The organism is Streptomyces abyssomicinicus (assembly GCF_008974245.1).
Taxonomy (GTDB): domain Bacteria; phylum Actinomycetota; class Actinomycetes; order Streptomycetales; family Streptomycetaceae; genus Streptomyces; species Streptomyces abyssomicinicus.
In genome coordinates, this window is the sequence record NZ_BBZI01000008.1 from 376,387 (window position 1) to 403,103 (window position 26,717).

Genomic DNA, 26,717 nt, shown 5'->3' on the forward strand with positions numbered 1-26,717 from the left:
GACTTCACGGGAACCCCACACACATTCCACAGGCTTCGTAGGATAAGCCGAACCCACGGGTTCTTCTGGGCCGATCACCTCCGCGGGCGCCCGGACGGCAGCCGCCGAGGACCAGAAGGACCGCCGGGCCGCCCACTCCTGCCGTCCGCCCCATCCGCACCCCCACCAGGAGACCCGGTGACCAAGACCGACCCCGTCCTGACCGTCGACCGGCACACGCACCCCTCGGGCGCGACCGTGCTGCTGGTCACCGGTGAGCTCGATCACCACACCGCCGGCGCCCTGATGGGTGCGCTGGACGAGCTGCACCTCGCCCGGACGGACGGCCTGGTCATCGACCTCTCCGCGCTCTCCTACTGCGACTCCACCGGCATCACCGTTCTGGTGACCGCCCACCATCGCGCCGAGCAGGCGCGATGTCCGCTCGCCCTGGCCGGCCTCGGGTCCGACCTGCGGCAGATGTTCCACACCGTGGGACTGGACCAGATCTTCACGTTTCACGACGATCTCGACCGGGCCGTGGACGCGCTGCGAAATTGAGCCGTCCGGCCCCGTTTGACACCTCGGGAACGGGGCATCGGGGCTGTCTGCACTTCGTTATCCTGCCGGGGGGCAGGCGCCGTGGCGGCGCTACGAGACGAACCGGGATCCGGAGAAGGACGGACAAGAATGGCCATGACCTCCATGTCCGCCGTTCCCGCGCCGCTCTCGCCCGGACCCTGCGGTCACGCCAGTGTCGTGTACTCCGACGACCGGGAGTGGGCCGGCCATCTGGTGCCCTTCGTCCGCGCCGGTCTGGAGCGCGGCGAGCAGGTCCAGTACTTCGCCGACACCACCGACCCGGACCGCGTGATGGGTGCCCTCGCCTCCGCCGGCCTCGACCCGGCCCGGGCGGCCGCCGAGGGGCGGCTGGTGGTCACCACGGCGGCCCGGACCTACCTGTCCGGCCCCGCCTTCGACCCCGACATGATGATGGGCCTGTGGCACCAGGCCATGGACACCGCGCTCGCGGAGGGACACCGCGGGCTGCGGGCGATCGGCGAGGTGACCTGGGGGGCGCGGGACATTCCCGGGGCCGACCGGCTGCTGGAGTACGAGCTCCGCCTCCACCACGAGGTCTTCGAGCCGCTCCCGCTCACGGCGTGGTGCTTCTACGACAGCCGCCGGATGCCGGCGGACCGGCTCGCCGTCCTGGTCGGCGCGCACCTGACCCACCTCGGCGGCCCGGTCGCCGACCCGCCGTTGCGCCTCGCGCCCCTGCCGGGGCGCACCGGTCTGCGGCTGGCGGGCTCCGCCGGGTACGACACGCGGCACGCGGTGCGGGCCGCGGCGGCGGTGGTGTCCGGCTCGCCCGGCGGGGACGTGGAGCTGGACCTGTCGGCCCTGCGGCACCTGGACGTGTCCTCGCTGGCGGCCCTCGCCGAGGCCGCCCGCCGCCGCGGCCAGGGGCGTCTGCGTCTGCTCCGCCCTCCCGAACCCCTTCGACGGCTCCTCGGACTGTTCCCCGAACTGGGGGCCTGTGTGGAGATCGCCGGCACATGACGACACACAGCCGAACGACCACGTACTTCCGGCAGCCGCCCGGACGGGGACCCGGCTCCGGGCTCTTCCACCCCGCGCTCTTCTACCGCTCCGACCAGGAGTACCTGGACGCCGTGGGCCGTTTCCTGCGCGTGGCCGTCCGCGGCCGCGGGGACCACGCGCTGGTCGCCGTCCCCGGGCGGCGGCTGGAGCCGCTGCGCGGACTCTTCGAGGGCGTCCGGGGCGGCGAGGGCGACGACCCGGCCGGACGGATCACCTGGGTCGACATGGAGGAGGCGGGCCGCAACCCCGGCCGCATCCTCTCGCTGTTCCGGGAGTTCGCCGACCGGCACGAGAACTCCGAGTCCCGCCCGGCCATCGTGGGCGAGCCGCTCTGGGTGGGCCGCGGCACCGCCGAGACCCGGGAGGCGCTGCGGCACGAGGCGCTGGTGAACCTGGCCTTCGCGGGCCGCCGGGTCAGCGTCCTGTGCCCGTACGACACGGCGCTGCCCGAGCACGTGCTGACGCAGGCCCGTCGCATCCACCCGGTGGTGACCGAGGACGGCAGGCGGCGGATCAGCCACGAGTACGCCGACCCGCTCGACGTGTGCGGTTCCTTCGACACTCCGCTGCCGGAGCCGTCCGACCCGCTGGTGATCGCTTTCGGCGAGCACGAGCTGGCGCTGGCGCGCGGCACCGCGGAGGACTGGGCGTCCAGCTGCGGGCTGTCTCCCGCCCGACGCACGGACTGGCTGCTGGCCATCGGCGAGGCCACCGGGAACTCGGTGCGGCACGGCGGCGGGCAGGGCACGCTGCGGATGTGGCGGACCGGGGACTCCCTGATCGCCGAGATACGCGACGGCGGGCGGCTGACCGACCCGCTGGTGGGCCGCCGCCGCCCCGACCCCCGGTCGCCGCACGGCGGGCGGGGGGTGTGGATCATGCACCAGCTCTGCGACCTGGTCGAGATCCGCGCGGAGGCCGGTTCGCTGGTGCTGCGGCTGCACATGACGCTGGACTGAGCGGCAGCCCACGCCGGTACGCCGACGCGGAGCGCGGCCGCCGGGAGGGTGCCCCGAGCGCAACGCGCGGTCCGGGCGGCGCGGCCGCGGGTTGCGCGGTCCCGAGTGGCGCACGGTCCCGGGCGGCGCGATCCCGAGTGGCGCACGGTCCCGGGCGGGCGACGCGGTCACGGGCGGCGCGCGGTCCCGGACGGCGCAGTCCCAGCCGCGCGCGGTCGCGGGCGGCGCGGTCCCAGCCGACGGCGGTCGCGGCTGACGAGCGGTCGTGAGCGGCGGTCAGGAGCAGCGGTCGTGGTCGGCGGTCCCGGCCGGTGGCGGTCCTGGCCGGCGGGGGTCCCGGCCGGCGGTCCGGTGTCCTTCGGCGGCGGCGCCCGAGCGGGGGCGGTCCTCCAGGAGCGGCCGTCACTCCTCGAAGAGCGGTTGCTGCTCCCCCTCGTCCTGCCGCCTGACGCGGCGGTTGCGGCTGCCGACCACGGCCGCGGTGGCCGCGCCCACCGCGGCGAAGACGGCCGGCACCATCCAGTCCTTGTTGAAGGCATGTCCGAACAGATTGTCGAGCGAGATCCGCCCGGGGCCCGTCACGGCGAGGCTGGCGGCGGTCAGCCCCAGCGAGGCCGCGTACTCGTAGCCGCCACCCTGTGCGAAGAACCCCTGCGGCGCGTGCACCGCCGCGGCGCCCGCCATCGCGCCGGCCGCCGCCGCGCCGGCCGCGGGTGTGGCCAGCCCGAGCGCCAGCAGCAGTCCACCGCCCGCCTCGGAGGCGCCCGCCATGGTGGCGCTGGCCCTCCCGGGCGAGTAGCCGATGGACTCCATCCACTGTCCGGTGCCCTCCAGCCCGTGGCCGCCGAACCAGCCGAAGAGCTTCTGCGTCCCGTGCGCCACGAGCACGCCGCCGGTGCCCGCCCGAAGCAGCAGCAGACCGAGATCACGCCGGTCGAAACACGTCACGTCGACTCCCTGAACCGATGACCGGTACCAACCGCCACCGAGTCCCCACGTTTCGGCCGTTCCATCCGCGCACGCGAGTGATCTGCGGGTGCGCGGGGAGGTTACCCAGCCGTCATCTGCATGTCGTGTCCTCAACAACCGGGGGTCGTCCTGTCCCGTTCGAATGCCTTCCGCATCCCGTCCTCGCCCCCGTCCCGGAAGGCCACCATGGCAGCGCCTGACCGCACGAACTCGCACTCGTCCGAACTCCGCTCGGCGGCACGCGCGTTGGGGCGCCGAAGATTCCTGACCACCACCGGCGCGGCGGCCGCGCTGGCGTTCGCGGTCAACCTTCCCGGCGCGGGGGCCGCCGCCGCCGACGAACTCGAGCCCGCCCGGCTGACGGAGGACCCGTTCACCCTCGGCGTGGCGTCCGGCGACCCGCTGCCCGACTCGGTGGCGCTGTGGACCCGGCTCGCCCCGAGGCCGCTGGAGCTCGACGGCGGGCTGCCGGACCGGCGGATCTCCGTGCGCTGGGAGATCGCCCACGACGAGCGGTTCCGCCGGATCGCCCGGCGCGGATACGCCTGGGCCCACCCGGAGTTCGACCACTCCGTCCACGTCGACGTGCGGAACCTGCGGCCGGGCACCGTCTACCACTACCGCTTCCGCGCAGGTGACTGGATCAGCCCGGCCGGCCGCACCCGCACCGCCCCGCGGACCGGATCCCGGGTGGACGCCCTGAAGTTCGGCCTGGTCTCCTGCCAGCGGTACGACCAGGGCCACTGGACCGCCTACCGGCACCTGGCCGGCGAGGACCTGGACGCGGTCTTCCACCTCGGCGACTACCTGTACGAGTACGCGGTCAACGCGCAGGCGGGCGGCCGGGGTTACACGGACCGGGTGATCCCGGCCCACTTCAACCACGAGACGGTGACGCTGGAGGACTACCGCCTGCGGTACGCCCTCTACAAGTCCGACCCAGACCTGATCGCCGCCCATCTCGCCCACCCGTTCGTGGTGACCTGGGACGACCACGAGACGGAGAACAACTACGCGGGCGACACCCCGGAGAACACCGTTCCGCCGGAGGAGTTCCTGCTGCGCCGGGCCGCCGCGTACCGCGCGTACTGGGAGAACATGCCGCTGCGCGCCGCGCAGCGTCCCGAGGGCGCGGACCTGCGGCTGTACCGCCGCATGCACTGGGGCGACCTCGCACAGTTCGACGTCCTGGACACCCGCCAGTACCGCACCGACCAGGCCAACGGGGACGGCTGGAAGACGCCCACCGCCGCGTCCGAGGCCGAGTCGATGACGCTGACCGGGGCGGAGCAGGAGCGGTGGCTGACGGACGGGTGGCGGCGGTCCTCCGCGCTCTGGAACGTGGTGCCGCAGCAGGTGACCTTCAGCCGCCGCAACAACCCGGCGGCGGGCGACACCACCCTCTCCATGGACTCCTGGGACGGCTACCCCGCCTCGCGGCGACGGGTGCTGGAGGGATGGAAGGCGTCCGGCCAGGAGAACCTGATGGTCCTCACCGGTGACGTCCACGTGCACTACGGCCTGGACATCAAGGAGGACTTCGACGACCCGTCCTCGCGGACGCTGGGCACGGAGGTCGTCACCTCGTCGGTCTCCTCCGGCGGGAACGGGGCGGAGCGGCCGGCCAACTGGGCGGGGTACCTGGAGCGCAACCCCCACCTGCGGTTCTACAACGGGCTGCGGGGTTACACGACGGTCGAGCTGGGGCGGCGGGAGGCCCGCACGGAGTTCAAGACCGTCGACCGGGTCACCGTCCCCGGCGCCCCCCTCACCGTCGCCGGCGCCTTCGTGACCGAATCCGGCAACCCGGGCCTGACACCGGCCTGAGCCCTGCCCGGACCGGTCCGGGCCCCTGCCTTGACCGGCCTGGACCCTGCCTGGACCGGTCCAGGGCCGGCCTGAGCCGGTCCGGGGCCCGGCCTCGGTCCGGGCTGGGTCTGGGCCGGTCTGGTCAGAGCCGGTCACGGCCGGTAAGCGCCGGCCGAGCTGGGCCGGGTCAGGGCCGGCCGGGCCTCGCCTGGGCCAGTCAGGGCTGGCCGGGCTGTGCCGAATCAAGGCCCGGGCCGCGGCGCCTCACGGCCCGCACGGGCCTGAGCCGGTCCGGGGCGGGCCTCGGCCGGGCTGGATCTGGGCCGGTCTGGTCAGAGCCGGTCACGGCCGGTAAGCACCGACTGGGCCGAGTCAGGGCCGGCCGGTCAGGGCAAGCCGGGCTGTGCCGAGTCAAGGCCCGGGCCGCGGCGCCTCACGGTTCGCACGCCTCCAGGCACCGGTCGCCCCCGTCTTCGCGGGCGACCGGCCGTCGGAGGCGCCGCCAACCGGGCGGGCCGCGCCGCGGGCGTCACTCGCCGGGAGAGCGGACCGGCCCGGCTCGGCCCTGGCCTGGCCCCCCGCCTGGGGCCGGTATCGGCCCGGCCCCGGCCGGGCCGCTCAGGGCGGGGCCGGTCAGGGCGGGGCCGGTCAGGGCGGGGCCGGTCAGGGCGGGGCCGGTCAGGGCCAAGTCACGGCCGGGGCCGGCCTGGCCCGACCGGGGCCGCGGCGGGCCGGGCCCGACCGCGGCCGGTATCGGCCCGGCCCCGGCCGGGCCGCTCAGGGCGGGGCCGGTCAGGGCGGGGCCGGTCAGGGCGGGGCCGGTCAGGGCGGGGCCGGTCAGGGCGGGGCCGGTCAGGGCCAAGTCACGGCCGGGGCCGGCCTGGCCCGACCGGGGCCGCGGCGGGCCGGGCCCGACCGGCTTCGGCCGACCGGGGCCGCGGCGCCTCACGGCCCGCACGCCTCCAGGCACCCGTCGCCCATGTCTTCGCGGGGGCGGCCGGCCGCCGAGGGGGCGGGACGGCGCGGGCCGCGCCGCGGGGGCGGAGCGGGGCGGGCCGCGCCGCGGGGCGTCACTCGCCGGGGTAGCGGACCCCGACCTGCGCGCGGATCGCGTCGAGCGTCCGCATGACCCCCAGCGTCGCGTCCAGCGGCACGAGCGCGGACTCCGTCTCCCCCGCCCGGATCGCCCGCATCACCTCCAGCGCCTCGTGCCGGAAGCTGCTGCGCAGGCCGTCGCCCGGGGCCAGCGCGAACTCCTCCGGTTCCCGGCCCTCACGGTGCAGGACGAACCGGTCCGCGTGGAAGAAGCCGTCCGGCACGTCGATCCGGCCGCGGGCGCCGGTGATCGAGGCCGTGATCCCCGTCGCCCCGACGATGGAGCAGTGCACCAGACCGAGAGCACCGCTCTCCCAACCGAGCACCGCTCCGGTCTGGAGGTCGATGCCCTCCGGGGAGAGCACCGACTGCGCGGTCACCCGCTCCGGCTCGCCCAGCAGCATCTGCGCGAAGGCGATCGGGTACACCCCGAGGTCCAGCAGCGCCCCACCGCCCTGCTCCGGGTCCCGCAGCCGGTGCGCCACCGGGAAGGGACCGGCCAGCCCGAAGTCGGCCTGCACCGTCCGCACCTCGCCGATCGCGCCGTCGTCCACCAGCTGCCTCATCCGGCGGACCAGCGGGTTGCACGCGGTCCACATGCCCTCCATCAGGAAGCGCTTCCGGTCCCGCGCCAGCGCGACCAGTTCCTCCGCCTCCCGCAGGTTCAGCGTGAAGGGCTTCTCGCAGAGCACGTTCCGCCCGGCCTCCAGGCACAGCCCGGCGGCGGCCCGGTGGGCCGTGTGCGGGGTGGCCACGTACACCACGTCGATGTCCTCGTCGGCGGCGAGCGAGGCCCAGTCGCCGTAGGCCCGCGCTATGCCGAACCGCTCGGCGAAGGCGTCGGCCGACGCCTGGGACCGCGAGCCGACCGCCACCAGCTCGGCATCCGGGATGTCGACGAGGTCCCCCGCGAACGCGGCCGCGATACCGCCCGTGGCCAGAATTCCCCACCGCACCGTCTCAGCCATCGCGGCCGCTCCTCACTCCGTGGCCCGCCCGGCCCCGGTCACCGACGTGACCAGGCGCGGCGTTCCGACATCAGCCCTGGCGCAGAGCATAGATCGCCCCCCGGGCCGCCCGGCGGGGGACGCCGGAGACGTCTCAAGGAGCGGGCACCCACGCCGAGGACGGCGACGGTCCCCGGCGGACCCGGGCACAGGCCGAGGGTCCGCCTGCCCGGCCGCCCGCGGAGCCGGAAGCGGACACGGAACGGACCCCGGAAGGGCCTCCGGACCGACTCCGGGCGCGAGCCGGGCGGGCAGGCGGGCGGGCAGGCGGGCGGCACGGACGCCCCCGGACCGGAGCCGTGGCGGGCTCGGGGCGGGCTCGGGGCGGGCTCGGACCGAAGCCGTGGCGGGCTCGGGGCGGCGTCGGGGCGGGCTCCGGGCGGCGTCGAGGGTGGACGCATCGCCGGCCGGGACGGGCGGGGCCCGGACGCTGCGACAATCGGGGGGTGAACATCGCGCTGTCCCCCGCCGAGACCCTCCGGACCGCACTCGCGGCGCTGCTCGACGGACTCCCGCCCCGCCAGGCCACCCAGGCCGTCGACCGGCTGATCGCCAACTACCGCGGCGAGACCCCGACCGACGCCCCGATCCTCCGCGACCGCGCCGACGTCGCGGCGTACGCGGCCTACCGGATGCCGGCCACCTTCGAGGCGGTCCGCTCGGCGCTGGCGGCGTTCGCCGAGGCCGTCCCGGGCTGGACGCCCGCCTCCCACGTGGACGTCGGCGGCGGCACCGGCGCGGCCACCTGGGCGGTCACCGCCGCCTGGGACGGCGTGCGGCCGGTCACGGTGCTGGACTGGGCGGAGCCCGCGCTGGCCCTCGGCAAGGAGCTGGCCGCCGCCCACCCGGCGCTCGCCGACGCGCGCTGGCAGCGCTCACGTATCGGAGCGGCGCTCCAGATCGAGAGCACCGATCTCGTGACGGTCTCCTACGTCCTCGGCGAGCTCACCGAGCAGGACCGCGCCCATGTCGTGGACGCCGCCGCCGGCGCCGCCCGCTCGGTCGTGGTGGTCGAACCCGGCACCCCCGACGGCTACGCCCGGGTGATCGCCGCCCGGGACCGTCTGATCGCCGCGGGCTTCCGGGTCGCCGCGCCCTGCCCGCACAGCGCGGCCTGCCCGATCGTGCCGGGCGAGGACTGGTGCCACTTCTCCGCCCGGGTCAGCCGCTCCTCCCTGCACCGCCGGGTGAAGGCCGGTTCGCTGTCCTACGAGGACGAGAAGTTCAGCTACGTCGCCGCCACCAGGCTGCCGGTGACGGATGTCTCCCCCGCCCCGGCGCGGGTGGTGCGCCGCCCGCAGATCCGCAAGGGGCAGGTGCTGCTGGACCTCTGCGAGGCCGAGGAGCAGCTGCGCCGCCACACGGTCACCAAGCGCCACGGCGACCTCTACAAGGCCGCGCGGGACGCCGACTGGGGGGACTCGTGGCCGCCCGCGGAGCCCGGCAATTACCATGAAATCAGGCAATGACCTCCGATCCGCTCGCCAGGTGTCTTTTGGCCGGCCGGCCCAGGAGGAACGTGACGGTGCGACCATGGGGCATGCTGTCCGCACCATCGGCGAGGCGAGGGGATAGATGAGCGCGACGTTCGGCGGCCGTCCCGGCCGGCAGAGCAGGATCTCCCAGTGGCTGCGCGGACGCCGTCCGCAGGAGGCCACGGGCGCGGAGGACCGCGAGGCCCTGCTGCTGGCCGCCGCCGCCGCGGGGCTGCCGCTCGCGCCGGCGGCCCACCCGGTCGGCTACCGGTGTTCGTGCGAGCGCGTGGGCTGTCCCACCCCGGCCCGGCACCCGGTCTCCTTCGCTTGGCAGACCCAGTCGACCACCGACGCCGCGCAGGTCGGGCGCTGGGCGAGCGGCGACCCGGAGGCCAACTTCATCACCGCCACCGGCATGCTCCACGACGTGCTCGACGTCCCGCTGGAGGCGGGCCGGGCGGCGCTGGGGCGGCTGCTGGAGCAGGACGTCGAGGTCGGCCCGGTCGCCGAGAGCGACGACGGCCGGATGTTCTTCTTCACGCAGACCCGTGGCACGCCCGAGGACGAGGACGAGTGGTGGCCCTGCGAGCTGGACTCCCACCCCGAGACGACGGAGGAGCATCCGGGGCTGCGCTGGCACTGCCGCGGCTCCTACGTCCTGGTGCCGCCCGCCCGCCTGCCCGGTGACGACGGCCGGTCGGTCCGGTGGCTGCGCGGCCCGGAGCACGCGCTGCCGGAGCCCCTCATCCTCCTCGAGACCCTCACCGACGCCTGCGAGAAGTACGCCGGCGAGGAACCGGCCGGCGCGGTCTGGCCCCTCCAGCGCTGACCCCACCGGCCGCGCACCCGGCGATTGCGGCAACGGCACCCATCCGGAACAGCACCCGTCCGGCCCGGCCCTCTCCGCGCAGGCACTCGCCGGTCCCGGCCCTCTCCGCGCAGGCACTCGCCGGTCCCGGCCCTCTCCGCGCAGGTCCGGCCCCTGCCCGCCCCCGCCGTCCGGCCCGAGCCGTCCGGCTACTCCCCGCGCGCCGCGACGAGCCCCGGGACCCGGCTCAGGAAGACGACCTTCCCGGTGCGCGGAACCCGCACCGCCTGCTGCGAGACGTACTCCATGGTCAGCGTCTGCTCGATCTCGCCGGTGGTCAGCGCCCGCACGTCCGCGTTCTGCACGGGTATCTCGGTGCCCGGCGCCGCCGTCAGCTTCTCGAAGTGCTTCGTCGCGAAGAACACCAGCGCCCCGCCGTCGGCGGTGCGCAGCCCCAGCGGCGCGTAGTCGCCCCGGGACAGCGGCTCGTCCTGGAACTGCCGCACGAGACCGGGCCGCTTCTCGTTCTTCTTCCGCTGCTCGCGCACCACGCTGGTGTGCGGCCCCTCGGCGAAGGCGTCACCGCCCTGGCCCAGGTACGCGGTGTACTCCTTGCTCAGCGCGGACGGGGAGACCGCCAGCGGGGCGCCGCCCAGGGCCGGCTCGGCGTGGCCGTCCTCGTCCTTGCGGAACTCCGGCACGTCGTCGGGGTCGAGCAGCGTCAGGTAGGCCGCCTGCCAGGGCTCCTTCTTGTGCTCCTTGACGAACACCACCATCCACCGGGCGTCGCCGCCCTTGTTGGCCGCCGCGTCCGCGAGGAACCAGCGCGGCCAGCCGGCCTTGGCGGGGATGGTGTACCGGGCGTCGGTCAGCTGCAGCGGCTCGTGCCGGGAGTTGCCCTCGGGGTGGTTGGCGTTGCGTGCCTTCAGCCGCGCGCCGTCCATGTCGCCGAACGCGCCGGTGACCAGGTCCTCGTCGAGGCTCCGGTCGTACGCCTTGTCCGCCGCGTTGTAGGCGTCGGTGAACTCCCGCAGCGCGCCCCGGGCCTCTTCGGGGGTGGCGGTCGGCAGGATCTCCCGCTCTCCGTGCACCACGACGCATCCGCTCAGGGCCAGGGACATCGCGGCCGCCGCGGCCGGCAGGACACGACGCCCCAACGTGCTCTTCAACTCGGCTTCTCCTTCCGGCTTACGCAGCGGCACCCTACCCGGGCCGGGCGGTCGGCGCGGGCGGTACCGGGGGATGCTTGAATGCCCGACGTGACTCCTTACGACGTGCTCCGGGTCTTCTGCGACGCGCGGCGCGGCTACGGCAACGAACTGGCCGTGGTCCGTGACGGCTCCAAGATCCCCGGCGAGACCGAGCGGCAGGCGCTGGCCGCCGAGATCGGCTTCAGCGAGACGGTGTTCGTCGACGACCCGGAGCGCGGTGTGATCGACATCTACACGCCGACCCTGCGGCTGCCGTTCGCCGGGCACCCCTGCGTCGGCACCGCCTGGCTGCTGGACGTGCCCTCACTGGTCACCGCGGCGGGCGAGGTGGGGGTGCGGCTGGACGGCGAGTTCGCCTGGATCGAGGCCCGCGCCGAGTGGGCGCCGGCGCGGGTGCTGCGCCAGTACTCCTCCGCCGTGGAGGTGGACGCCCTGGCGGTGCCCCCGAAGGGCGAGTGGATCTACGCCTGGGCCTGGGAGGACGAGGCCGCCGGGCGGGTCCGCGCCCGCGCCTTCCCCGGCCGGGACGACGGCATCGACGAGGACGAGGCGACCGGCGCCGCGGCGCTGCTCCTCACCGCGCAGCTGGGCCGCGCGCTGAACATCACCCAGGGCACCGGCTCCCAGATCCTGACCGCGCCGCAGCCGCACGGCTGGGTGGAGATCGGCGGCCGCGTCGTCCTGGAGCGCTGACCCGTGCGCGAGGGCGTGAACCAGCACAAGGGCGAGGAGCCGCACGAGAGCGAGGACCCGTACGCGGAGCCGGGCACGGACGCCGACGTGACGGCGGACGGCATGTGGGCGTCGGTCGAGGCGCTGTGGGACTGGCTGGACCGGAGCAACACGCGCCCGCCCGAGCAGGAGCTGCTGCTGCGCATGCTGAAGCTGTCCGAGGAGGTCGGCGAGGTGGCGCAGGCGGTGATCGGCACACTGGGCCAGAACCCGCGCAAGGGCGTCACCCACGACTGGGACGACGTCCGGGCGGAGCTGTGCGACGTGGCGCTGACGGCGCTGATCGCGCTGCGGTCCCTCACCCCGGACGCGCCCGAGGTGTTCCGCGGCCACCTGGCCGGTGTCCGCCGGCGGACCACGGACCTCGGGGCCGGGAAGCCGCGTCCGCGCGAGGGCGGCTGACGCAACCCGGCCCCGGGCCGGACGCCGTCAGGGCGCGGTGAACACCAGCGCCGTGTTGTGCCCGCCGAAGCCCACCGAGTTGGAGAGCACCGACCGCAGGGCGGCGCAGCGGGGCTCGCCCGCCACCACGTCCAGGTCGATCTCCGGGTCCTGCCGGCGCAGGTTGGCGGTGGGCGGGACGACCCGCTGGTGCAGGGAGAGCACGCTGAACGCCGCCTCCATCGCTGAACCGCCGGCGATGGCGTGCCCGAAGACGCCCTTGTTGGCGGTGACCGGCGGCGGTGTGCCGAACACCGCGCGCAGCGCCAGGTGTTCGGCGATGTCGTTGAGGGTGGTCGAGGTCCCGTGCGCGTTGACGTGGTCGATGTCGGCGGGAGTCAGTCCCGCGTCGGCGATCGCGGCGCGCATCGCGCGGACCGCTCCCGCGCCCCCGGGTTCCGGGGCGACGCAGTGGTGGGCGTCGCCGGAGAGCGCCTGTCCGGCGAGGCGGGCGTAGACGCGGGCGCGGCGGGCACGGGCGTGCTCCTCGCGTTCCAGGACGAGCACCCCGGCCCCCTCGGAGAGGACGAAGCCGTCCCGGTCGGCGTCGAACGGGCGGGAGGCGGCGGCCGGGTCGTCGCAGCGGGTGGACAGGGCGCCCATCCGCCAGAAGGCGGCCGACCCCCAGGTGTTGCGGGCCGACTCGGCACCGCCCACGACCACGATGTCGCAGGCGCCGGAGTCCAGCAGCAGCTTGGCCATGGCGATGCCGGAGGCGCCGGAGGTGCAGTTGGTGCTGGTGGTGAGGAGGGGGCCGCGTGCGCCGAGGTCGATGGAGACCTCGCCGGCCGCCATGCCCGGCTGGCTCCGCGCCACCAGGCTGGGCGTCATCGCGCCGAAGCGGCCCTCCATCAGCTTGGTGTACTCCCCCGGGTGCGCCATGGCGCTGCCGCCGACGCCGATGACCACGCCGACCCGGTCGCCGTCCCACTCCTCCGGGTACAGGCCGGCGTCGTCGACGGCCTCCCGGGCGGCGATGACGGCGAACTGGATGAACCGGTCGGTGCGCCAGCGCAGTCCGCGGCCGAGCCGGGCGGCGATCGCGTCGTCGTCGATCCGGCAGGAGAAGTCGACGGGCATGCCCTCGAGTTCGGGGTCGCGGGCCGCGGTGGGGACGCCGCTGAGCAGCCGTTCCCAGGCCGCCTTGACCCCGATACCGCCCGGGGCGACGATCCCCAGGCCGGTGACCGCGATCGACGGCTTCACCTGGCGGCCCCCGCGGTCTCGCCCTGCGTCTCGGCGGCGGCCTCGGCGATGATCCGGAATCCGTCGGCCAGGGTGGTGTCGCCACCGAGCCCGGGCAGCGTCGGCGGCAGGACGATGCCGTCCTCGTCCTCGAGGATCGCGAGGATCTCGGCCATGGCCAGCGAGTCGATCTCCAGTTCCCTGAAGGTGGCGTCGGGGCGCACCGCCTCGGGGGCGATCTCGAAGTGGTCGCGCAGCAGCGCCTCGAGCCGTGCGACAAGCGGCTGGTCCGTCAACTGTCTCTCCTCACAGGGGTGTGCCGAAGTACGGCCGTGCGGTGCGGGGCTGCCGCGTGGTGTGGGTGGAGGGTGGTGCCTCCCCGGCCGTCACGCCGGGGCGCCCACCGCCCGCCAAACAGGTGGGATCCGGGCCCGGACACGGCGGATCGTCCGGCGGCCGCGCCCGGCTTCGGCACCGTAGGCACATCGCATCGGCAGACAATCGGTGACACGCACCCCGCGTCGCCGGGATTCACCAAGGCGGCGGTGCTTCCGTCGCCGTCGGCGGAGGTCGTGGTCCCCGGCGGACGCGGGGGCGGGTCGGGAGGTGGTGACGGCGGTGGAGAAGGTCGGCGGGAAGTCGGGCGGTCCCCGGGTGTGGCGGAGCCGGCGGCGGGGCGCCCGGGATCCGGTGCGCCACCGGGCCCGGCTGGTGGTGGCGGGCGCCCTGCTGGCGCTGGTCTGCGCGGCGTTGCTGGTGCCGCAGGCGCTGGCGTCGCTGGACACCGGTGGTGCGGCGGCCACCGGGACCGAGGCGGGGCGGGCGGTGGAGCGGGCGGAGCGGCTGGGGGTGGCGGCACCCGATCTGGTGCTGGTGGTGACCGGGCGTGAGCCGCCGGCGGTGGCCGCCGGTTCGCGGGCGGTGGCGGGCGCCCTGGCCGGTGACCCGGCGGTGCGGCGGGCGTGGACCGCCGGGGACTCCCCCGCGGACCCGGCGCGCTCCCCGGACGGGACGCTGCAACTGGTGCCGGTGCGGCTGGCGGGTGACGCCGCGGACCGCAAGGAGGCCGCGCCCGGTGTGCTGGACGCGGCGCGCGCGGCCGCGCCGGAGGGGGTGCGGGTGGAGGCGAGCGGCCCGGTCTGGGCCGGCCGGGAGCTGGCCCTGGCCTCCGCGGCGGGCCTGGCGCGGGCCGAGCTCATCGCGGCTCCGGCGGTGTTCGCGGTCCTGGTCTTCGCCTACGGCTCGGTGGTGTCGGCGTTGCTGCCGGTCGGGGTGGCGGTGCTCACGGTGGTCTGCTCGATCCCGGTGATCGGGCTGCTGGCGCGGTTCTTCGAGGTCTCCTCCTTCGCGGTGAACGCGGCCGCCGCCGTCGGTTTCGGTCTGGCGGTCGACTACACGCTGTTCCTGCTGGCGCGGGTGAAGGAGCACACCGGGCGCGGTGAGGACCTGGAGTCGGCGCTGGCCGCGGCCCGCCGGTCCAGCGGCCGGTCGATCGTGTTCTCGGCGGCGGCGGTGGCCTGCTGCATGGCGTGCGCGCTGGTGGTGCCGGTGCCGCTGCTGCGGGCGCTGGCGCTCGCGGGGGCGACGGCGACGGTGCTGGCGGCGGTGGTGGCGCTGACCGTGCTGCCGTCGTGTCTGCGGCTGCTGGGCGACCGGGTGGACCGCCTCGATCCGCTGGGGCGGTGGCGGCGGGCGCGCACCGGCGACGACAGCCGGTTCTGGCGCCGCAGTTCGCTGGCGGTGACCGCGCGGCCGTGGCTGGCGGGTTCGCTGGCGACGCTGGTGCTGGTGGTGCTGGCGGCTCCGGTCGTCGGGGCCCGGTTCGGCCTGTCCGACGAGCGGGCGCTGCCCGCCTCCGCGCAGGCGGCCCGCACGCAGGCGCGGGTGGACGCGGAGCTGGCGGTGCCGCCGGAGCGGATGCTGACGGTGGTGCTCACCGGAGTGGACCGGCCCGGCGCGATGGGGCCCTACCTGGACCGGCTGCGCGGTGTCGACGACGTGCTCTGGGTGCGTCCGGCCACGACCGGGCGGGGCGAGCGCGCGGGCGGGGTGGTGCTGGCGGCGGCGCTGGACGCGGCGCCGGACTCCGACCGGGCCCGCGAGGCGCTGGACGCGGTGCGGGCGGTGCCGGCGCCGGGCGAGGTGGCGGTGGGCGGCCGGGCCGCGGAGATCGCCGACACCAACGCGGCGGTCCGTGAGGCGCTGCCGCGCTGCCTGCTGCTGCTGGCGGCCGCGCTGATGCTGCTGCTCGGGTACTTCACGCGGAGCTGGGTCGCCCCGTTGAAGGCGCTGGCGGTGGCGGTGCTGAGTCTGGGCGCGAGCATCGGGGCGGTGGTGTGGATGTTCCAGGAGGGCCGGATGCGGTGGCTGGTGGGCGGCTTCACGGTCACCGGCACCCTGGACGCCTCGCTGCTGCTGTTCACGCTGTTCGTGGCGCTGGCCCTGTCGGTCGACTACGAGGTGTTCCTGCTGGGCCGGATCCGCGAGGAGTTCGACCGGTGCGGGGACAACCGGCGTTCCATCGTGGACGGCATCGCCCGTACGGCGCGGCTGCTGACGTCGGCGGCGGCGGCCGTGGCGATCTCGACGGCGGCGATGGCGTCGGCCCAGGTCACGACGTTGAAGCTGATCGGGGTGGGGATCGCGCTGGCGGCCGTGGTGGACGCGGTGCTGGTGCGGGGGGTGCTGGTGCCGGCGGTCATGACGGTCCTCGGCCCCGCCAACTGGTGGCGCCCGGGCCGCTCCCCGCGCCCGGGGGCGCCGGCCGCGCCGCCGGAGCGGGAGCCGGTGGCCCCGGCTCAGGCGGCGTCGAGGTAGGCGAGGACGGCGAGCACCCGGCGGTTGTCGTCGTCGGACACCTCCAGCCCCAGCTTGGCGAAGATGTTGGCGGTGTGTTTGGCGACGGCCCGCTCGGTGACGGTCAGCCGGCCGGCGATGGCGGTGTTGGAGCGGCCCTGGGCCATCAGCTCCAGCACCTCCCGTTCGCGCGGGGTCAGCCGGGAGACGGGCCGGTCGGCGGCCGAACCGCGTTGCAGGAGCTGGGAGATGACCTGGGGGTCCATGGCGGTGCCGCCGGCGGCGACCCGGCGGACCGCCTCGGTGAACTGCCCGGCGTCCAGCACCCGGTCCTTCAGCAGGTAGCCGACGCCGCCGGTGCCGTCAGCGAGCAGTTCGCGGGCGTAGAGCTGCTCGACGTGCTGGGAGAGCACCAGTACCGGCAGTCCGGGCCTGCGTCGCCGGGCCCGCAGCGCGCACTGGAGCCCTTCGTCGGTGAAGGAGGGCGGGAGCCGGACGTCGACCACCGCGACGTCCGGTTCCAGCTCCCGCAACGCCTGTTCCAGCGACGGCCCGTTGTCGACGGCCGCGGCGATCTCGAAGCCGTGTGCCTCCAGCAGCCGGACCAGGCCGTCCCTCAGCAGGAAGAGGTCTTCGGCGAGGACAACGCGCACGGAATCTCCAGAGTGACCACGGTGGGGCCGCCGGTCGGGCTGCTGACGGCCAGGACGCCGTCGAATGCTCCCAGCCTCCGCTCGACGCCCGCCAGTCCGGTACCGGCCGCCGGGTCGGCTCCGCCGCGGCCGTCGTCGGTGACGGTCAGGCGGAGCATGCCGTCGCGGTGGCCGAGCTCCAGCCAGATCCGGCGCGCCTCGGCGTGCTTGACCACGTTGGTCAGCATCTCGCTGAGCGCGAAGTAGACGGCGGACTCCACGGCGGGCTCCGGCCGGCCCGGCAGGTCGACGTCGGCCTCCACCGGCACCGGGGTGCGCAGGGCGAGCGCCCGCGCCGCGTCGCCGAGGCCCCGTTCGGCGAGCACCGGCGGGTGGATGCCGCGTACCAGGTCGCGCAGTTCGGCCAGTGCCTCGGCGGACTCGGCGCGGGCCTGCGCCAGCAGCTGCCGGGCCTGCTCCGGGTCCCGGTCGAGCAGGGCCTCGACGGTGCCGAGGCTCATCCCCATCGCGACCAGCCGGGCCTGCGCCCCGTCGTGCAGGTCGCGCTCGATGCGGCGCAGTTCGGCGGCGGAGGTGTCCACTGCGTCGTGCCGGGTCCGGGCGAGTTCCTCCACGCGGTGCTCCAGCACGGCCCGGCCGGAGGGCGCGAGCACGGCCCGGGTGAGGGTGAAGTGGGCTTTCAGCAGAGGGTCGTTGAGGCGGAAGGCGAGGTGCAGCACGATCAGTCCGAGGACGCCGGCGACGAGCGCGTCGCCCTGCCCGCTGACGGGGAGGAACCAGTACCAGTAGTCGGCGCCGTCCGCGACGGCCTTCCAGAGCCCGGCCGCCAGGGCCAGGCCCTCCACCGCCTTGGCCAGCAGCACGGCGGGCAGCATCGCGACGAAGTATCCGGCGGTCATGTCCACCGGCAGCCACCGCAGGTCCCGGCGGACCGCCGGGTCCTGCAGCAGGTGCAGCGCCCGGGGCAGCCCGGTGGCGGACGGCTGGGCGGGGCGGGGCCGGTAGGCGGCCGGGATCCGCACGCCGTACCAGCGCTGCGCGAGACGCCGCCGCAGGTCGGCGTGGGACCGGACGGCGGTGAGCAGGGGCGGCAGCAGGACGACGCCGACGCCGAGGGGGACCAGGGCGGCGGCCAGCACGACGAACACCAGCAGGAAGGTGGACCCGACGAGCGAGAACACCCCGAGGCCGAGGCCGCGCGCGGCGGCGACCATTGCCTTCTTCGCGGACATGTGCGCAACTCCCCGTTGTACGACGGCGTTTCCGTCCGGCAGCGCCTCGACGGGCCGGCTTCCCGGCACCTCGACGCTACGCACGTCCGACGCCCGTCGCACGGGGCGGGGCCCCCGGGGAAGGGTGGTGCCAGGTACACCCACCGCCCCTCCGCGACATCACCCGCACGCGGGGCCCCGGGCACACGGACGGTTTCCCCGGGCCGTCCGGACGGCCCGGGGAAACCGGCGTGTCAGGCACCCGTCACCGTGCCCGTCATCGTGCCCGTCATCGTGCCGCCAGCAGCTCTCCCTGCCGCTCCAGCACGTAGCGTGCCACCGTCCTGCCCAGGGCGATCCCCGCCTCGTCGGCGCTGCGCGTGTGGATGCCGGACCAGACCCGGGCGTCCACGTTCTCCGCCGACAGCTGCCGCCAGGTCGTGTAGGTGCGGGTCACACCCGGCGCGGTGGGGCTGGTCAGCTCGAAGGGCGCGGTCCGCGCCCCGCTGAGCGCGGTCAGCACCCCTTCGGCCGAGCCGGAGTAGGTGCCGTGCCCGCTCGGGTAGTCCGGGTGGGCGGGCGTGACGTGCAGCGGCGTCCACGCGGTGTCGGGCTCGATCGCGCCGGTGCGGATCGCCGTCACGGGGCGCCAGCGGGTGTGGGCGTACTTGCTGTCCGAGGTGGCGATCTGGGTGTCGACCGATGCCACGTGGAAGAGCGCCACCAACCGGGCCTGGCCGGCCAGGGACTCGGAGGAGCGGGTGAGCGCCACCCGCAGCGGCTCCGTGTAGAGGGTGAACGACGACCCGTACCAGAACTGCGCGGTCCCGGTCTGCTCCACGCTGCGGACCGTGCTGTCCGCGGCACCGTACGCGCGCACCTCGGCCAGGTCGGCGGCGTACCGGCCGGAGTCCAGGGCGGGCGGCGGCGGCAGCCGGAACTGGCTCTGTGAACGCAGCGCGAACGGCTCGGCGACGCGGTTGCCGTACTGGGTGGCCGGGGCGAGGGCGGGCGGCGTCGGCTGCCACACGCCGGGGCCCGCGGCCGGCACCGGGTAGGGCGCGTTGACCGAGGCCGGGTCCAGCCCGTCGCCGGCCCGTTCGGCCAGCAGCAGCGACGCCTGCCGCTCACCGGCGGCCGCGCCGCGGTCCTCGGCCCGGCCGTCGGGTATCTCCGCGAGCGTCCGCGCGTACGCCGCGTCGAGCTGCTCGGCCTGGGCGGGCACCAGCTCGGTCAGCGCCCGGTGGACGGCCGAGGCGAGCGCGGCCCGCCGGTACTGCCCGCGGTCCAGGCCGCCCGGTACGTCGCGGGTGGCGCGGGCGGCGGCCAGCCAGCCGATGGCCCAGGTCCGGCTGTTGGTGACCTGGGTGGAGGCCGGTGCGGCGGCCACCGTGCGGGCGGTGACGTCGAACCACTCGACGGCGGTGGTGTCGGCGGTGCGGGCGCCGGCCGCGGCGGCCTGCGGGGCGGCGAGGCCGCCGGTCAGGACGGCCGCGGCGACGGCGGCCAGGGCGGTGCGGGATCTGCGGGCCCCTCGGACGGGGCGCGCGCTCCTGTCGGTGTGCGTGCTCTCGGCGGCGTGCGCGGTCTCGGCGGCGCGGGTGTTCCCGCCCGTGCGGAAGCTCATGACGGGACGTGCTCCTTCTGCCGTGCGGTGGTGGAGGTGGACGGGGGCGCTCATGCGGGGATCTCCTCGGCCGACCGGTCGTGCGCGGGGGTGTCCCCGGTGCCGGACCGGCGGCCCGGCCCGTCGCCGGACGCGGTGGGCGCGGCCTCGTGGTTCGGCCCGTGGCCGGGTCCGCCGTCGGCGCCGCCGTCCGTCTCCGCGCCGGGTTCGGTGAGGTCCACGCCCAGGTGGCCGAGGAGACGGTCACGGAGCTCGGCGTGGCCCGGAGCGCCGGCGCGGCGCGGGGCGGGCAGGTCGACCGGCAGGTCGGCGGCGATCCGGCCTCGGTCCAGCACCACCACCCGGTCGGCGAGCGCGATCGCCTCGTCGACGTCGTGGGTGACCAGCAGGACGGCGGGCCGGTGCCGGGCGCACAGGGTGCGCAGCAGCGCGTGCATCCGGATCCGGGTCAGCGCGTCCAGCGCCCCGAACGGCTCGTCCGCCAGCAGCAGCCGGGGTTCGCGCACCAGCGAGCGGGCCAGCGAGACGCGCTGCTGCTCGCCGCCGGACAGCTCCACGGGCCAGGCCCGCTCCCGTCCGGCGAGGCCGACCTCGGCGAGGGCGGCACGGCCGCGTTCCTCGGCGTCCGGGGCGCGGAGTCCGAGGACGACGTTGTCCAGCAGCCGCTTCCAGGGCAGCAGCCGGGCGTCCTGGAAGACCACCGAGACGTCCTCGGGGGCGGTCAGCCCGCCCTCGCCGTCCACGTCGTGGTCGAGCCGGGCCAGGGCCCGCAGCAGCGTGCTCTTGCCGGAACCGCTGCGGCCCAGCAGGGCGACGAACTCGCCGTCCCGCACGGTCAGTTCGAGTCCGTCCAGGACACGGCGTCCGGCGAACGAGCGGACCAGTCCGTCGATTTGGACTGCGGCCGGGTTCAGCCGGCCAGGGTGCGACGCCATGACAGCGCCCTCCTCTCGACGAGCCGCACCAGGCCGTCGGAGACCAGCCCCAGGAGGCCGTACACGACCAGGCCGACGAGGATCACGTCGGTCTGTCCGTACGTCCGGGCGAGCTCCATCATGTAGCCGATGCCGCTGGTGGCGTTGACCTGTTCGACGACGGCCAGCGCCAGCCACGCCGCCGTCACCGCGAAGCGCATGCCGAGCAGGAAGCCCGGCAGGGCGCCCGGGAGCACGACCTGGCGGATGAAGGCGGCCCGGGTGAGCCGCACCGTCTCGGCGAGCTCGGCGTAGCGGTTGTCGATGGCGCGCAGGCCGTTGTGGGTGTGGATGTAGACCGGCACGAAGACGCCGAGCGCGATGGTGACCACCTTCATGGTCTCGCCGATGCCGAACCAGAGGATCAGCAGCGGGATCAGCGCCAGGGAGGGGATGGCCCGCTTGATCTGCACCGGGCCGTCCACCACCGCCTCGCCGCCCCGGCTCAGGCCCGACACCAGGGCGAGCAGCAGCCCGGCCGCGACGCCGAACAGCAGACCGAGCACGGCCCGCTGGGCGGACGTGAACAGGTGTTCCTGGAGGCGGCCCTCGGCGATGAGGTCGGAGGCCGTCGCGGCCACCGTCCACGGCGCGGGCAGCGCCCGGGGGTCGATCAGCCCGGCGGCGGCGCCGGCCACCCAGAGCGCGAACAGCAGGGTCGGTCCCACCGCCCAGCCGTAGGGCACCGGACGGCCCGGCCCCAGCCGCCGGCCCGCCGCACGCCGCGGCCGGGCCTTCGTGGCGTTCCCGGCTCCTGCCGCGGCCGCGGACGGGACCGCCCGCCGGGTGGGTGCGTCGACGCTCATGACGCGCCCCCGTCCTTCGCGGCGACCGCCTGGGACCCGACCTTCTCGAAGCGGCGGTCGAAGAGGATCTTCACGTCGAACCGTTCACGCTTCTGCTCCTTGGCGAGCAGGTCGACGGTCTTCTGCTGGCGTTCGATCGCCCCGGACCAGTCGGCCGGGATCACGGGGGTGCCCGCCCGCCGCACCAGGTACTCGCCGTCCTCCTCGCTGAGGCCCTGGTCCTTCACGTACCAGCCGTCGACCCACTCCTCGGGGTGCTGGTCGATCCAGATCTGGGCCCGCGCCCAGAACTTCACGAGTTCCCGGACGGCGGCGGCCTTCTCCGGGTCGGCCACCGAGTCGGTGAGCGCCCACAGGTGCGCGGGGTCGTCGCGCAGGCCGTGCTTGAGGGTGGTGGCGCCCTGGCCGCCGTAGTTCTTCAGGTAGCGCTTGATGTTCACGTCCGCGATGGGCGCGGCGTCCACCTGATGGTTGCCGAGTGCGGTCGGGTAGACGTCGCCGGTGCTGGCCAGCTCCACCAGTTCGACGTCCTCCTGGGTGAGGCCGGCCTTGTCGAGGATGCGCAGGACCAGCGCGCCCTGGGCCTGGCCCGGGCTGTAGGCGATCTTCTTGCCGCGCAGGTCCTCCAGGGACCGGATGTCGGCCCCGGGGGCGATCCCCAGTTCGTAGATCGGGTTGGCGTAGGGGTCCTCGCGGAACGCGGCGGCCACCAGCTTGGTGTCCAGCCCGGTCCAGTGCGCGTTGATGGACGGGATGTCCGCGGCGGAGCAGACGTCGAGCGCACCCGCGCGGAAGGCCTCCGAGCACTGCGGGCCGCCGCTGATGTTGGCCCACTCGACCTTGAACGGCAGCTTGTCGATCTGGCCGGAGAGCTGCAGCGCCACCTTGAGCGAGGGGTACCCGACGGTCAGCTCGGTGTCCGGGGACACCTTCGCGGGGATCTTCCGGCTCGCCAGGTCCTCGCTGCTCGCGGTGGTCTGCGCGTCGAGGGCGCAGGACCCGAGCAGCAGCGGCAGCGCCAGGGCGGCGGCGAGCAGCGCGGGCCGGCGGCGGCGCCCGGGCGGCGTGCCCGGTATGGGGGGCCGGGGCGCTCGGGGGCGGGGGGTGCGGGAACGGAAACGGATCTTCATCGAAGGCAGCCTTTGGAGAGAAGCGGCGGCAGCGCACAGGCGCGCCCAGCACACGCCGTGTCGGCGTCACACGGGCCTTGGACACATGGCTCCACAGCACATGCGCGCTCGGCACATGGGCGTTCAGCACACGGGCGTTCAGCACACGGGCATTCGGCACACGGGTGTTCGGCGACGGGCACGGGTGTCCGCGGAGCGGAGGAAGCGGAGGAAGCGGAGGAAGCGGAGCGAGGAGAGCGGCGGGGCCGGGCCGGGAGATCACACGGCGCGGGTCCGGCGGACGGACCGTCCGGACCTTCGGGGCCGCGCGACGGGCGACGAGCGACGGGGGTCGGCGCGTGCCCGGTGGGCTCAGCGACAGACGGAGGTGGCGACGCGCATCAGGTCGACGGCGCGCCTCTTGGTGAACCGCAGGGATTTCCGCATGCCGACGACCCTAGGGAGGCCCCGCGAAGCCGTTCAAGGCTTCCCGTCGTGCCGTAGCGCGACCGCCATGCCGCCTTCGTCTTCCGGCAACAAGCGGCGCGCGCGGGGCGCGCGTCAGCCTGGCAACGTCGGGTTCACCTCTCCGACACTCCGTCAGAATCCCATTACGGCACGGAGGTTCGTAACATGCCCCGATGAACATGACTGCATTCGACGAAGCCGAGCGGCGTATCTGGGACGGCCGCGCCGCCGCCTACGCGCGCAGCTTCGCGGACCTGTGCGCCCACACCGTCCCCGCGCTGCTGGATTCCGCGAAGGTCGGCCCGGGCGCGCGCGTGCTGGACGTCGGCACGGGAACGGGGTCGGTGGCGGCGGCGGCCTGCCGGGCGAGGGCGATCGTGAGCGCCGTCGACGCCGAGCCGGACATGGCCCTGTGGGCCGCCGAGGCCGTGCCGGAGGCCGACGTCCGGGTCGCCGCGCTGCCCGAACTGCCTTACGTGGACGGAACGTTCGACGCCGTGCTGGCCAACTTCGTGCTGAACCACGTGGGCCGCCCGCGGGCTGCCGCCGAGGAGCTGCGCCGGGTCACCGGGGACGGCGGGCGGATCGCCGTCAGCCTGTGGGGCGACGAGCGGGGCGCCGGCCAGAGCCTGGCCCGCCAGGCCGTGGCGGCGGCCGGTCTCGACCTGCCTCCGGCGCTTCCCCCGATCGCTCCGGAGGACGGCGTCCCGCTCACCGAGGAGGGCGTCGCCGCGCTCCTGACCGGCGCCGGCTTCACCGGCGTGGTCTGCGGGACGGTGCGCTTCGAGCACCGTGCCGACCCCGAGCGGTGGTGGGCGGGCACGGCCGGCGGCGTCGGACCGACCGGCGCCCTGGTGGCCGCCCAGCCGCAGGACGTGATCGACGCGGTCCGCAAGGAGTTCGACGCCCTGGTCCAGCCGCTCCTCGGCGACGACGGGCTGCTCACCCTCCCGCACGTCGCCCTGCTGGCCTCCGGCTCGGCCTGACCCGGCCGCCGCACCGCGCCACCGGACCGCCCCGGCCCGGTGGGGCGGTCCGACGGAGCCCGTTCCGTCCCTCTCCGGGGGCGGCCGCGGCGTCCGCGCGGCGCAGGCGACGGCGCATGACCGCCGGGGCGGAGGGTACGAGCCCTCCGGACGGTGCGGGCGTCGCCGGGGGCGACACGAGTGCGAGGGGTGCCGGAAGTGATCCGAAAGCTGCAGGCGGTCGCGTTGGACTGCGCCGACCCGGTACGGCTGGCCGAGTTCTACGCGGCCCTGCTCGGTGGCCGGGTCGTCGCGGACGACGAGGACACCGACTGGGTCGAGGTGCGCGGGTTCGAGGGGATCCCGCTGGCCTGCCAGCGGGTGGAGGGCTACCGGCCGCCCGAGTGGCCCGGCCAGGAGCGCCCGCAGCAGCTCCACCTGGACTTCGACGTGGACGACCTCGACGGTGAGGAGGAGCGGGCGCTCGCCCTCGGCGCGACCGTGCTGGAGCGGACCGACCAGCTCCGCCCGGGAGCGAACTGGCGGGTCTACGCCGACCCGGCCGGCCATCCCTTCTGTCTCTGCGCCCACTGAGCCACCACCTCCTCCGCCTCTGACTCCGGCCCTCGGCTACGTCCGTGAGCAGGCACTTTGCATGCCGGTGCCGGTAGGGTCCGCACCTCGTGGTGGGCGACTCCGCGGCGGGGAGCGTCCGATCCCCCGTGGTGGTTGCCGGAGGGCGGCACGCCGGCCGGCACGGCGACGCCGTGGGGCATCGGCCACCAGGACCGGCTCCGCGCCCATGGAGCCGGGACTGCTGCGGGCCTCCCGCGGCAAGGAGGACGGCACCGACGTGGCCGCCTCGCTCCGCCGAGCGCGACGCCATCGTCGCGCGGGCCTGATGCGCCCCTGTGCCCGGGTGCTGGGCGATTCCCTGCACGAGGTGATCCTCGGACTCCTCGTCCAGGCGTGGAAGCCGGACGCCCAGGCCTGAGACCCACCGGCCGGAGACCCACCGGTCTTCGGAGCACGCGCCCCGGCCCGTCCCCGCCTTCCGTCCGCCGACGCCGCCCGACGCCACCCGCCGCCCGGGCGGCTCGCTCGTTCCCCCGCCCGGCACCCCCGCCACGTCCGTCCGCGGTCCCTCGATGCACGCGAAAACCGCTGGAGCGGGGCCGTCCTCCACAACTACCGTGCTACCGCACCGAGTCGCCCAGGCAAGGACGTTCCGTTGTACACCGTGTGAGACCTCCCGAGCGCTGAATCGTCGCGCGTCGCGCCGCCTGCGCGCCGCGCCCCTTTTTGCTGCGGATTTCTCACTGGAACCGGTGTACTGCTGTGCTCGAGAACTGGGTGGTCACGCCCACCTGCCTTCCCACCGTCCTCCGCCGTTGCCACACCTGCGCGTCCGGGCGCTTCCGGGCGAACGGCAAGTTCCGTGTCAACGCGAACCACAAACTCATCGACGTCTGGCTCCTCGCCCTCTGCGCCGCATGCGGGGCGACCGCGAAGCTCACGGTCGTCGAACGGGCGCACGTGCGCTCCGTGCGGCCCGGGCTGCTGGACCGGCTGCACGCCAACGACGCCGTGCTGGCCGCCGAACTGCTCCAGGACCCGGTCCTGCGGCGGCGCAACCGCATCGCCCTCGACTGGGACGGCGCCTGGCGCCTCGACACCGGGGGAACGGACCATCCGGGCCACGAGGCGATCGACGTCTCCGTCCGCTTCGCGGCGCCCGTCCCCGTCCGGCCGGTACGGCTGATCGCCGAGGGTTGCGGCCTGTCGCGGGCCGGGGTGGAGCGGCTGGTCGCCGACGGGAGCCTCGTCTCGGCGGTCCGGCTGAGCGGCAGACTCTCCGGCGACTTCACCTTCACGCTCAAGCGCTGAACCCGCGCCACGAGGGGGCCTGTCCGGCGGAACCCGCCGGACAGGCCCCTCCCGGCCTTCCGCTCCCCCCGGCGGCGGCCACGCGGCTGCCGCCCCCGCCGATCACCCGCGCACGGCAGCGGGCATACAGGCGTGAACGCAACCCGTTCGGCACGCCGGTGCTCCCGGGCGGCTCCGGCCCCCGGTGGTTGACTGGCCGCATGCCCTTCGTGCGTTATGGCGTGCTGTCGGGAACCCTGCACCGCCACCACCGCGACCGGCCCGACAGTCAGGGCCGCTGGTTCCACGTCAACCTGGAGGTGGACGCCCCCGCCGGGCGCCACCACTGCGCCGTGGACGTCGACAGCCACGCGTCCGCCGTGGGCGTCCGCTGGAAGACCTTCACCCTGCCCGCCGTGGCACTGGGCCCGGCAGCCGCCCTCGCCGCCTCCCCCGGCTACCACGAACTCCCCCGCACGCCGGACTCCGGCGCCCTGGACCTCCTGCGCCACCCGGAGCTGGCCGACCGCTCCGGCGTCCTCTTCACACGGCGCCCGCCCTCCTGGCTCCAGGACCTCCTCGAGCTCGTCGACTCCCGGCCCTGGCACGCGGGCTCCAACGTGGAGGCCGCCCTCGCCCTGGAGTCGATCCTCGTTCCGGGGCAGCACGTCCTGGTCTTCGGCGAGCCCTTCGACGACGACCCCGAAGGCGACCTCGGCATGCACAACGTCCACCAGAACCAGGGAGACCCGGCGGGCTCGCAGTGGTGGGTGGAGAACGGCACCTGGCAGGACGGCGCCACGCTCACCCGGCGCCCCAACGGCGCGTACGACCTGTTCCTCAACAAGTTCTCCAGCCAGTCCGACCGCACGGACGCCGCGGGCCACCCGGTGGCGTGACCCCGGGCGGGTCGTTGCTCTCCGGCAACTGGCGATACTGCGCACGGCAGTTGATGACCCGTCAGCGA

Annotated in this window: 26 protein-coding genes; 14 read left to right on the forward strand and 12 right to left on the reverse strand. The window is 75.2% G+C overall.

What is annotated here, in order from left to right:
* The first annotated feature begins 177 nt into the window (after positions 1-177).
* From GBN72_RS18620 to GBN72_RS18630, 3 genes are all read left to right on the forward strand, one after another.
* Positions 178-540: an STAS domain-containing protein gene (locus GBN72_RS18620; protein ID WP_151772979.1), complete on the forward strand. Its 363-nt coding sequence runs from the start codon at positions 178-180 to the stop codon at positions 538-540.
* Positions 541-669: 129 nt separating this feature from the next.
* Complete coding sequence (locus GBN72_RS18625) at positions 670-1,542, forward strand: MEDS domain-containing protein (RefSeq protein WP_246212628.1); 873 nt, start codon at positions 670-672, stop codon at positions 1,540-1,542.
* Positions 1,539-2,543 carry a sensor histidine kinase gene (locus tag GBN72_RS18630; RefSeq protein WP_151772980.1) on the forward strand — a complete coding sequence of 335 codons (1,005 nt, stop codon included), beginning with the start codon at positions 1,539-1,541 and terminating at the stop codon, positions 2,541-2,543. The genes GBN72_RS18625 and GBN72_RS18630 overlap by 4 nt, the downstream gene beginning before the upstream one ends.
* A gap of 402 nt (positions 2,544-2,945) precedes the next feature.
* Here the strand turns inward: GBN72_RS18630 and GBN72_RS18635 are convergent, their stop codons facing one another.
* Positions 2,946-3,491 (reverse strand): DoxX family protein, encoded by a 546-nt coding sequence (locus tag GBN72_RS18635; protein WP_151772981.1) that lies wholly within the window; start codon positions 3,489-3,491, stop codon positions 2,946-2,948.
* 207 nt (positions 3,492-3,698) lie between these two features.
* On the opposite strand from GBN72_RS18635, the gene GBN72_RS18640 reads away from it, so the two are divergent.
* Positions 3,699-5,339 carry an alkaline phosphatase D family protein gene (locus GBN72_RS18640; protein ID WP_151772982.1) on the forward strand — a complete coding sequence of 547 codons (1,641 nt, stop codon included), beginning with the start codon at positions 3,699-3,701 and terminating at the stop codon, positions 5,337-5,339.
* 1,052 nt (positions 5,340-6,391) lie between these two features.
* On the opposite strand, the gene GBN72_RS18650 is transcribed toward GBN72_RS18640, so the two are convergent.
* The gene (locus GBN72_RS18650; RefSeq protein WP_174887159.1) at positions 6,392-7,384 is read right to left on the reverse strand and encodes a Gfo/Idh/MocA family protein; all 993 of its coding nucleotides are present in this window, start codon (positions 7,382-7,384) and stop codon (positions 6,392-6,394) included.
* A gap of 485 nt (positions 7,385-7,869) precedes the next feature.
* On the opposite strand from GBN72_RS18650, the gene GBN72_RS18655 reads away from it, so the two are divergent.
* A complete protein-coding gene (locus GBN72_RS18655; protein WP_151772983.1) occupies positions 7,870-8,892 on the forward strand; it encodes a small ribosomal subunit Rsm22 family protein in 1,023 nt (340 codons plus the stop codon).
* A gap of 106 nt (positions 8,893-8,998) precedes the next feature.
* On the forward strand, positions 8,999-9,727 hold the full coding sequence (locus GBN72_RS18660; protein ID WP_151772984.1) for a bifunctional DNA primase/polymerase: 729 nt from the start codon (positions 8,999-9,001) through the stop codon (positions 9,725-9,727).
* Between the two features lie 188 nt (positions 9,728-9,915).
* On the opposite strand, the gene GBN72_RS18665 is transcribed toward GBN72_RS18660, so the two are convergent.
* Positions 9,916-10,875, reverse strand: coding sequence for an SCO2278 family lipoprotein (locus tag GBN72_RS18665; protein WP_501207494.1), 960 nt, complete (start codon positions 10,873-10,875; stop codon positions 9,916-9,918).
* Between the two features lie 90 nt (positions 10,876-10,965).
* On the opposite strand from GBN72_RS18665, the gene GBN72_RS18670 reads away from it, so the two are divergent.
* Both GBN72_RS18670 and GBN72_RS18675 read left to right on the forward strand, forming a co-directional pair.
* On the forward strand, positions 10,966-11,610 hold the full coding sequence (locus GBN72_RS18670; RefSeq protein ID WP_151772985.1) for a PhzF family phenazine biosynthesis protein: 645 nt from the start codon (positions 10,966-10,968) through the stop codon (positions 11,608-11,610).
* 3 nt (positions 11,611-11,613) lie between these two features.
* Entirely contained in the window at positions 11,614-12,051 is a 438-nt protein-coding gene (locus GBN72_RS18675; RefSeq protein WP_439959780.1) for a MazG-like family protein, read from the forward strand.
* A 27-nt stretch (positions 12,052-12,078) separates the two neighbouring features.
* Here GBN72_RS18675 and GBN72_RS18680 read toward each other — a convergent pair whose 3' ends face one another.
* Both GBN72_RS18680 and GBN72_RS18685 read right to left on the reverse strand, forming a co-directional pair.
* A complete protein-coding gene (locus GBN72_RS18680) occupies positions 12,079-13,296 on the reverse strand; it encodes a beta-ketoacyl-[acyl-carrier-protein] synthase family protein (protein ID WP_151772986.1) in 1,218 nt (405 codons plus the stop codon).
* Complete coding sequence (locus tag GBN72_RS18685; RefSeq protein WP_151772987.1) at positions 13,293-13,571, reverse strand: acyl carrier protein; 279 nt, start codon at positions 13,569-13,571, stop codon at positions 13,293-13,295. Before GBN72_RS18685 ends, GBN72_RS18680 begins: the two co-directional genes overlap by 4 nt.
* Before the next feature lie 322 nt (positions 13,572-13,893).
* Between GBN72_RS18685 and GBN72_RS35900 the strand changes: the two genes are divergently transcribed.
* Positions 13,894-16,092, forward strand: coding sequence for an MMPL family transporter (locus GBN72_RS35900; RefSeq protein ID WP_164540721.1), 2,199 nt, complete (start codon positions 13,894-13,896; stop codon positions 16,090-16,092).
* On the opposite strand, the gene GBN72_RS18695 is transcribed toward GBN72_RS35900, so the two are convergent.
* The 7 genes from GBN72_RS18695 to GBN72_RS36070 form a co-directional block, all read right to left on the reverse strand.
* Positions 16,074-16,724, reverse strand: coding sequence for a LuxR C-terminal-related transcriptional regulator (locus GBN72_RS18695; RefSeq protein WP_151772989.1), 651 nt, complete (start codon positions 16,722-16,724; stop codon positions 16,074-16,076). The genes GBN72_RS35900 and GBN72_RS18695 overlap by 19 nt on opposite strands.
* Complete coding sequence (locus tag GBN72_RS18700) at positions 16,688-17,956, reverse strand: sensor histidine kinase (protein WP_151772990.1); 1,269 nt, start codon at positions 17,954-17,956, stop codon at positions 16,688-16,690. The genes GBN72_RS18695 and GBN72_RS18700 overlap by 37 nt, the downstream gene beginning before the upstream one ends.
* A 268-nt stretch (positions 17,957-18,224) precedes the next feature.
* Positions 18,225-19,562 carry a vanadium-dependent haloperoxidase gene (locus tag GBN72_RS18705; RefSeq protein WP_151772991.1) on the reverse strand — a complete coding sequence of 446 codons (1,338 nt, stop codon included), beginning with the start codon at positions 19,560-19,562 and terminating at the stop codon, positions 18,225-18,227.
* A 50-nt stretch (positions 19,563-19,612) separates the two neighbouring features.
* Positions 19,613-20,497, reverse strand: a complete 885-nt coding sequence (locus tag GBN72_RS18710; RefSeq protein WP_151772992.1) for an ABC transporter ATP-binding protein — start codon at positions 20,495-20,497, stop codon at positions 19,613-19,615.
* Positions 20,473-21,342, reverse strand: a complete 870-nt coding sequence (locus GBN72_RS18715; RefSeq protein ID WP_151772993.1) for an ABC transporter permease — start codon at positions 21,340-21,342, stop codon at positions 20,473-20,475. The genes GBN72_RS18710 and GBN72_RS18715 overlap by 25 nt, the downstream gene beginning before the upstream one ends.
* Positions 21,339-22,472 (reverse strand): ABC transporter substrate-binding protein, encoded by a 1,134-nt coding sequence (locus GBN72_RS18720; protein ID WP_151772994.1) that lies wholly within the window; start codon positions 22,470-22,472, stop codon positions 21,339-21,341. Before GBN72_RS18720 ends, GBN72_RS18715 begins: the two co-directional genes overlap by 4 nt.
* Positions 22,473-22,823: 351 nt before the next feature.
* The gene (locus tag GBN72_RS36070; protein ID WP_369695895.1) at positions 22,824-22,898 is read right to left on the reverse strand and encodes a putative leader peptide; all 75 of its coding nucleotides are present in this window, start codon (positions 22,896-22,898) and stop codon (positions 22,824-22,826) included.
* 200 nt (positions 22,899-23,098) lie between these two features.
* Between GBN72_RS36070 and GBN72_RS18725 the strand changes: the two genes are divergently transcribed.
* From GBN72_RS18725 to GBN72_RS18745, 5 genes are all read left to right on the forward strand, one after another.
* On the forward strand, positions 23,099-23,905 hold the full coding sequence (locus tag GBN72_RS18725) for a class I SAM-dependent methyltransferase (protein ID WP_151773310.1): 807 nt from the start codon (positions 23,099-23,101) through the stop codon (positions 23,903-23,905).
* Positions 23,906-24,103: 198 nt separating this feature from the next.
* On the forward strand, positions 24,104-24,478 hold the full coding sequence (locus tag GBN72_RS18730) for a VOC family protein (RefSeq protein WP_151772995.1): 375 nt from the start codon (positions 24,104-24,106) through the stop codon (positions 24,476-24,478).
* Positions 24,479-24,686: 208 nt separating this feature from the next.
* The gene (locus GBN72_RS18735; protein WP_151772996.1) at positions 24,687-24,878 is read left to right on the forward strand and encodes a hypothetical protein; all 192 of its coding nucleotides are present in this window, start codon (positions 24,687-24,689) and stop codon (positions 24,876-24,878) included.
* A gap of 344 nt (positions 24,879-25,222) precedes the next feature.
* Positions 25,223-25,771 (forward strand): DUF1062 domain-containing protein, encoded by a 549-nt coding sequence (locus tag GBN72_RS18740; protein WP_151772997.1) that lies wholly within the window; start codon positions 25,223-25,225, stop codon positions 25,769-25,771.
* Between the two features lie 200 nt (positions 25,772-25,971).
* Positions 25,972-26,649: a DUF2278 family protein gene (locus GBN72_RS18745; protein ID WP_151772998.1), complete on the forward strand. Its 678-nt coding sequence runs from the start codon at positions 25,972-25,974 to the stop codon at positions 26,647-26,649.
* Positions 26,650-26,717: the final 68 nt, after the last annotated feature.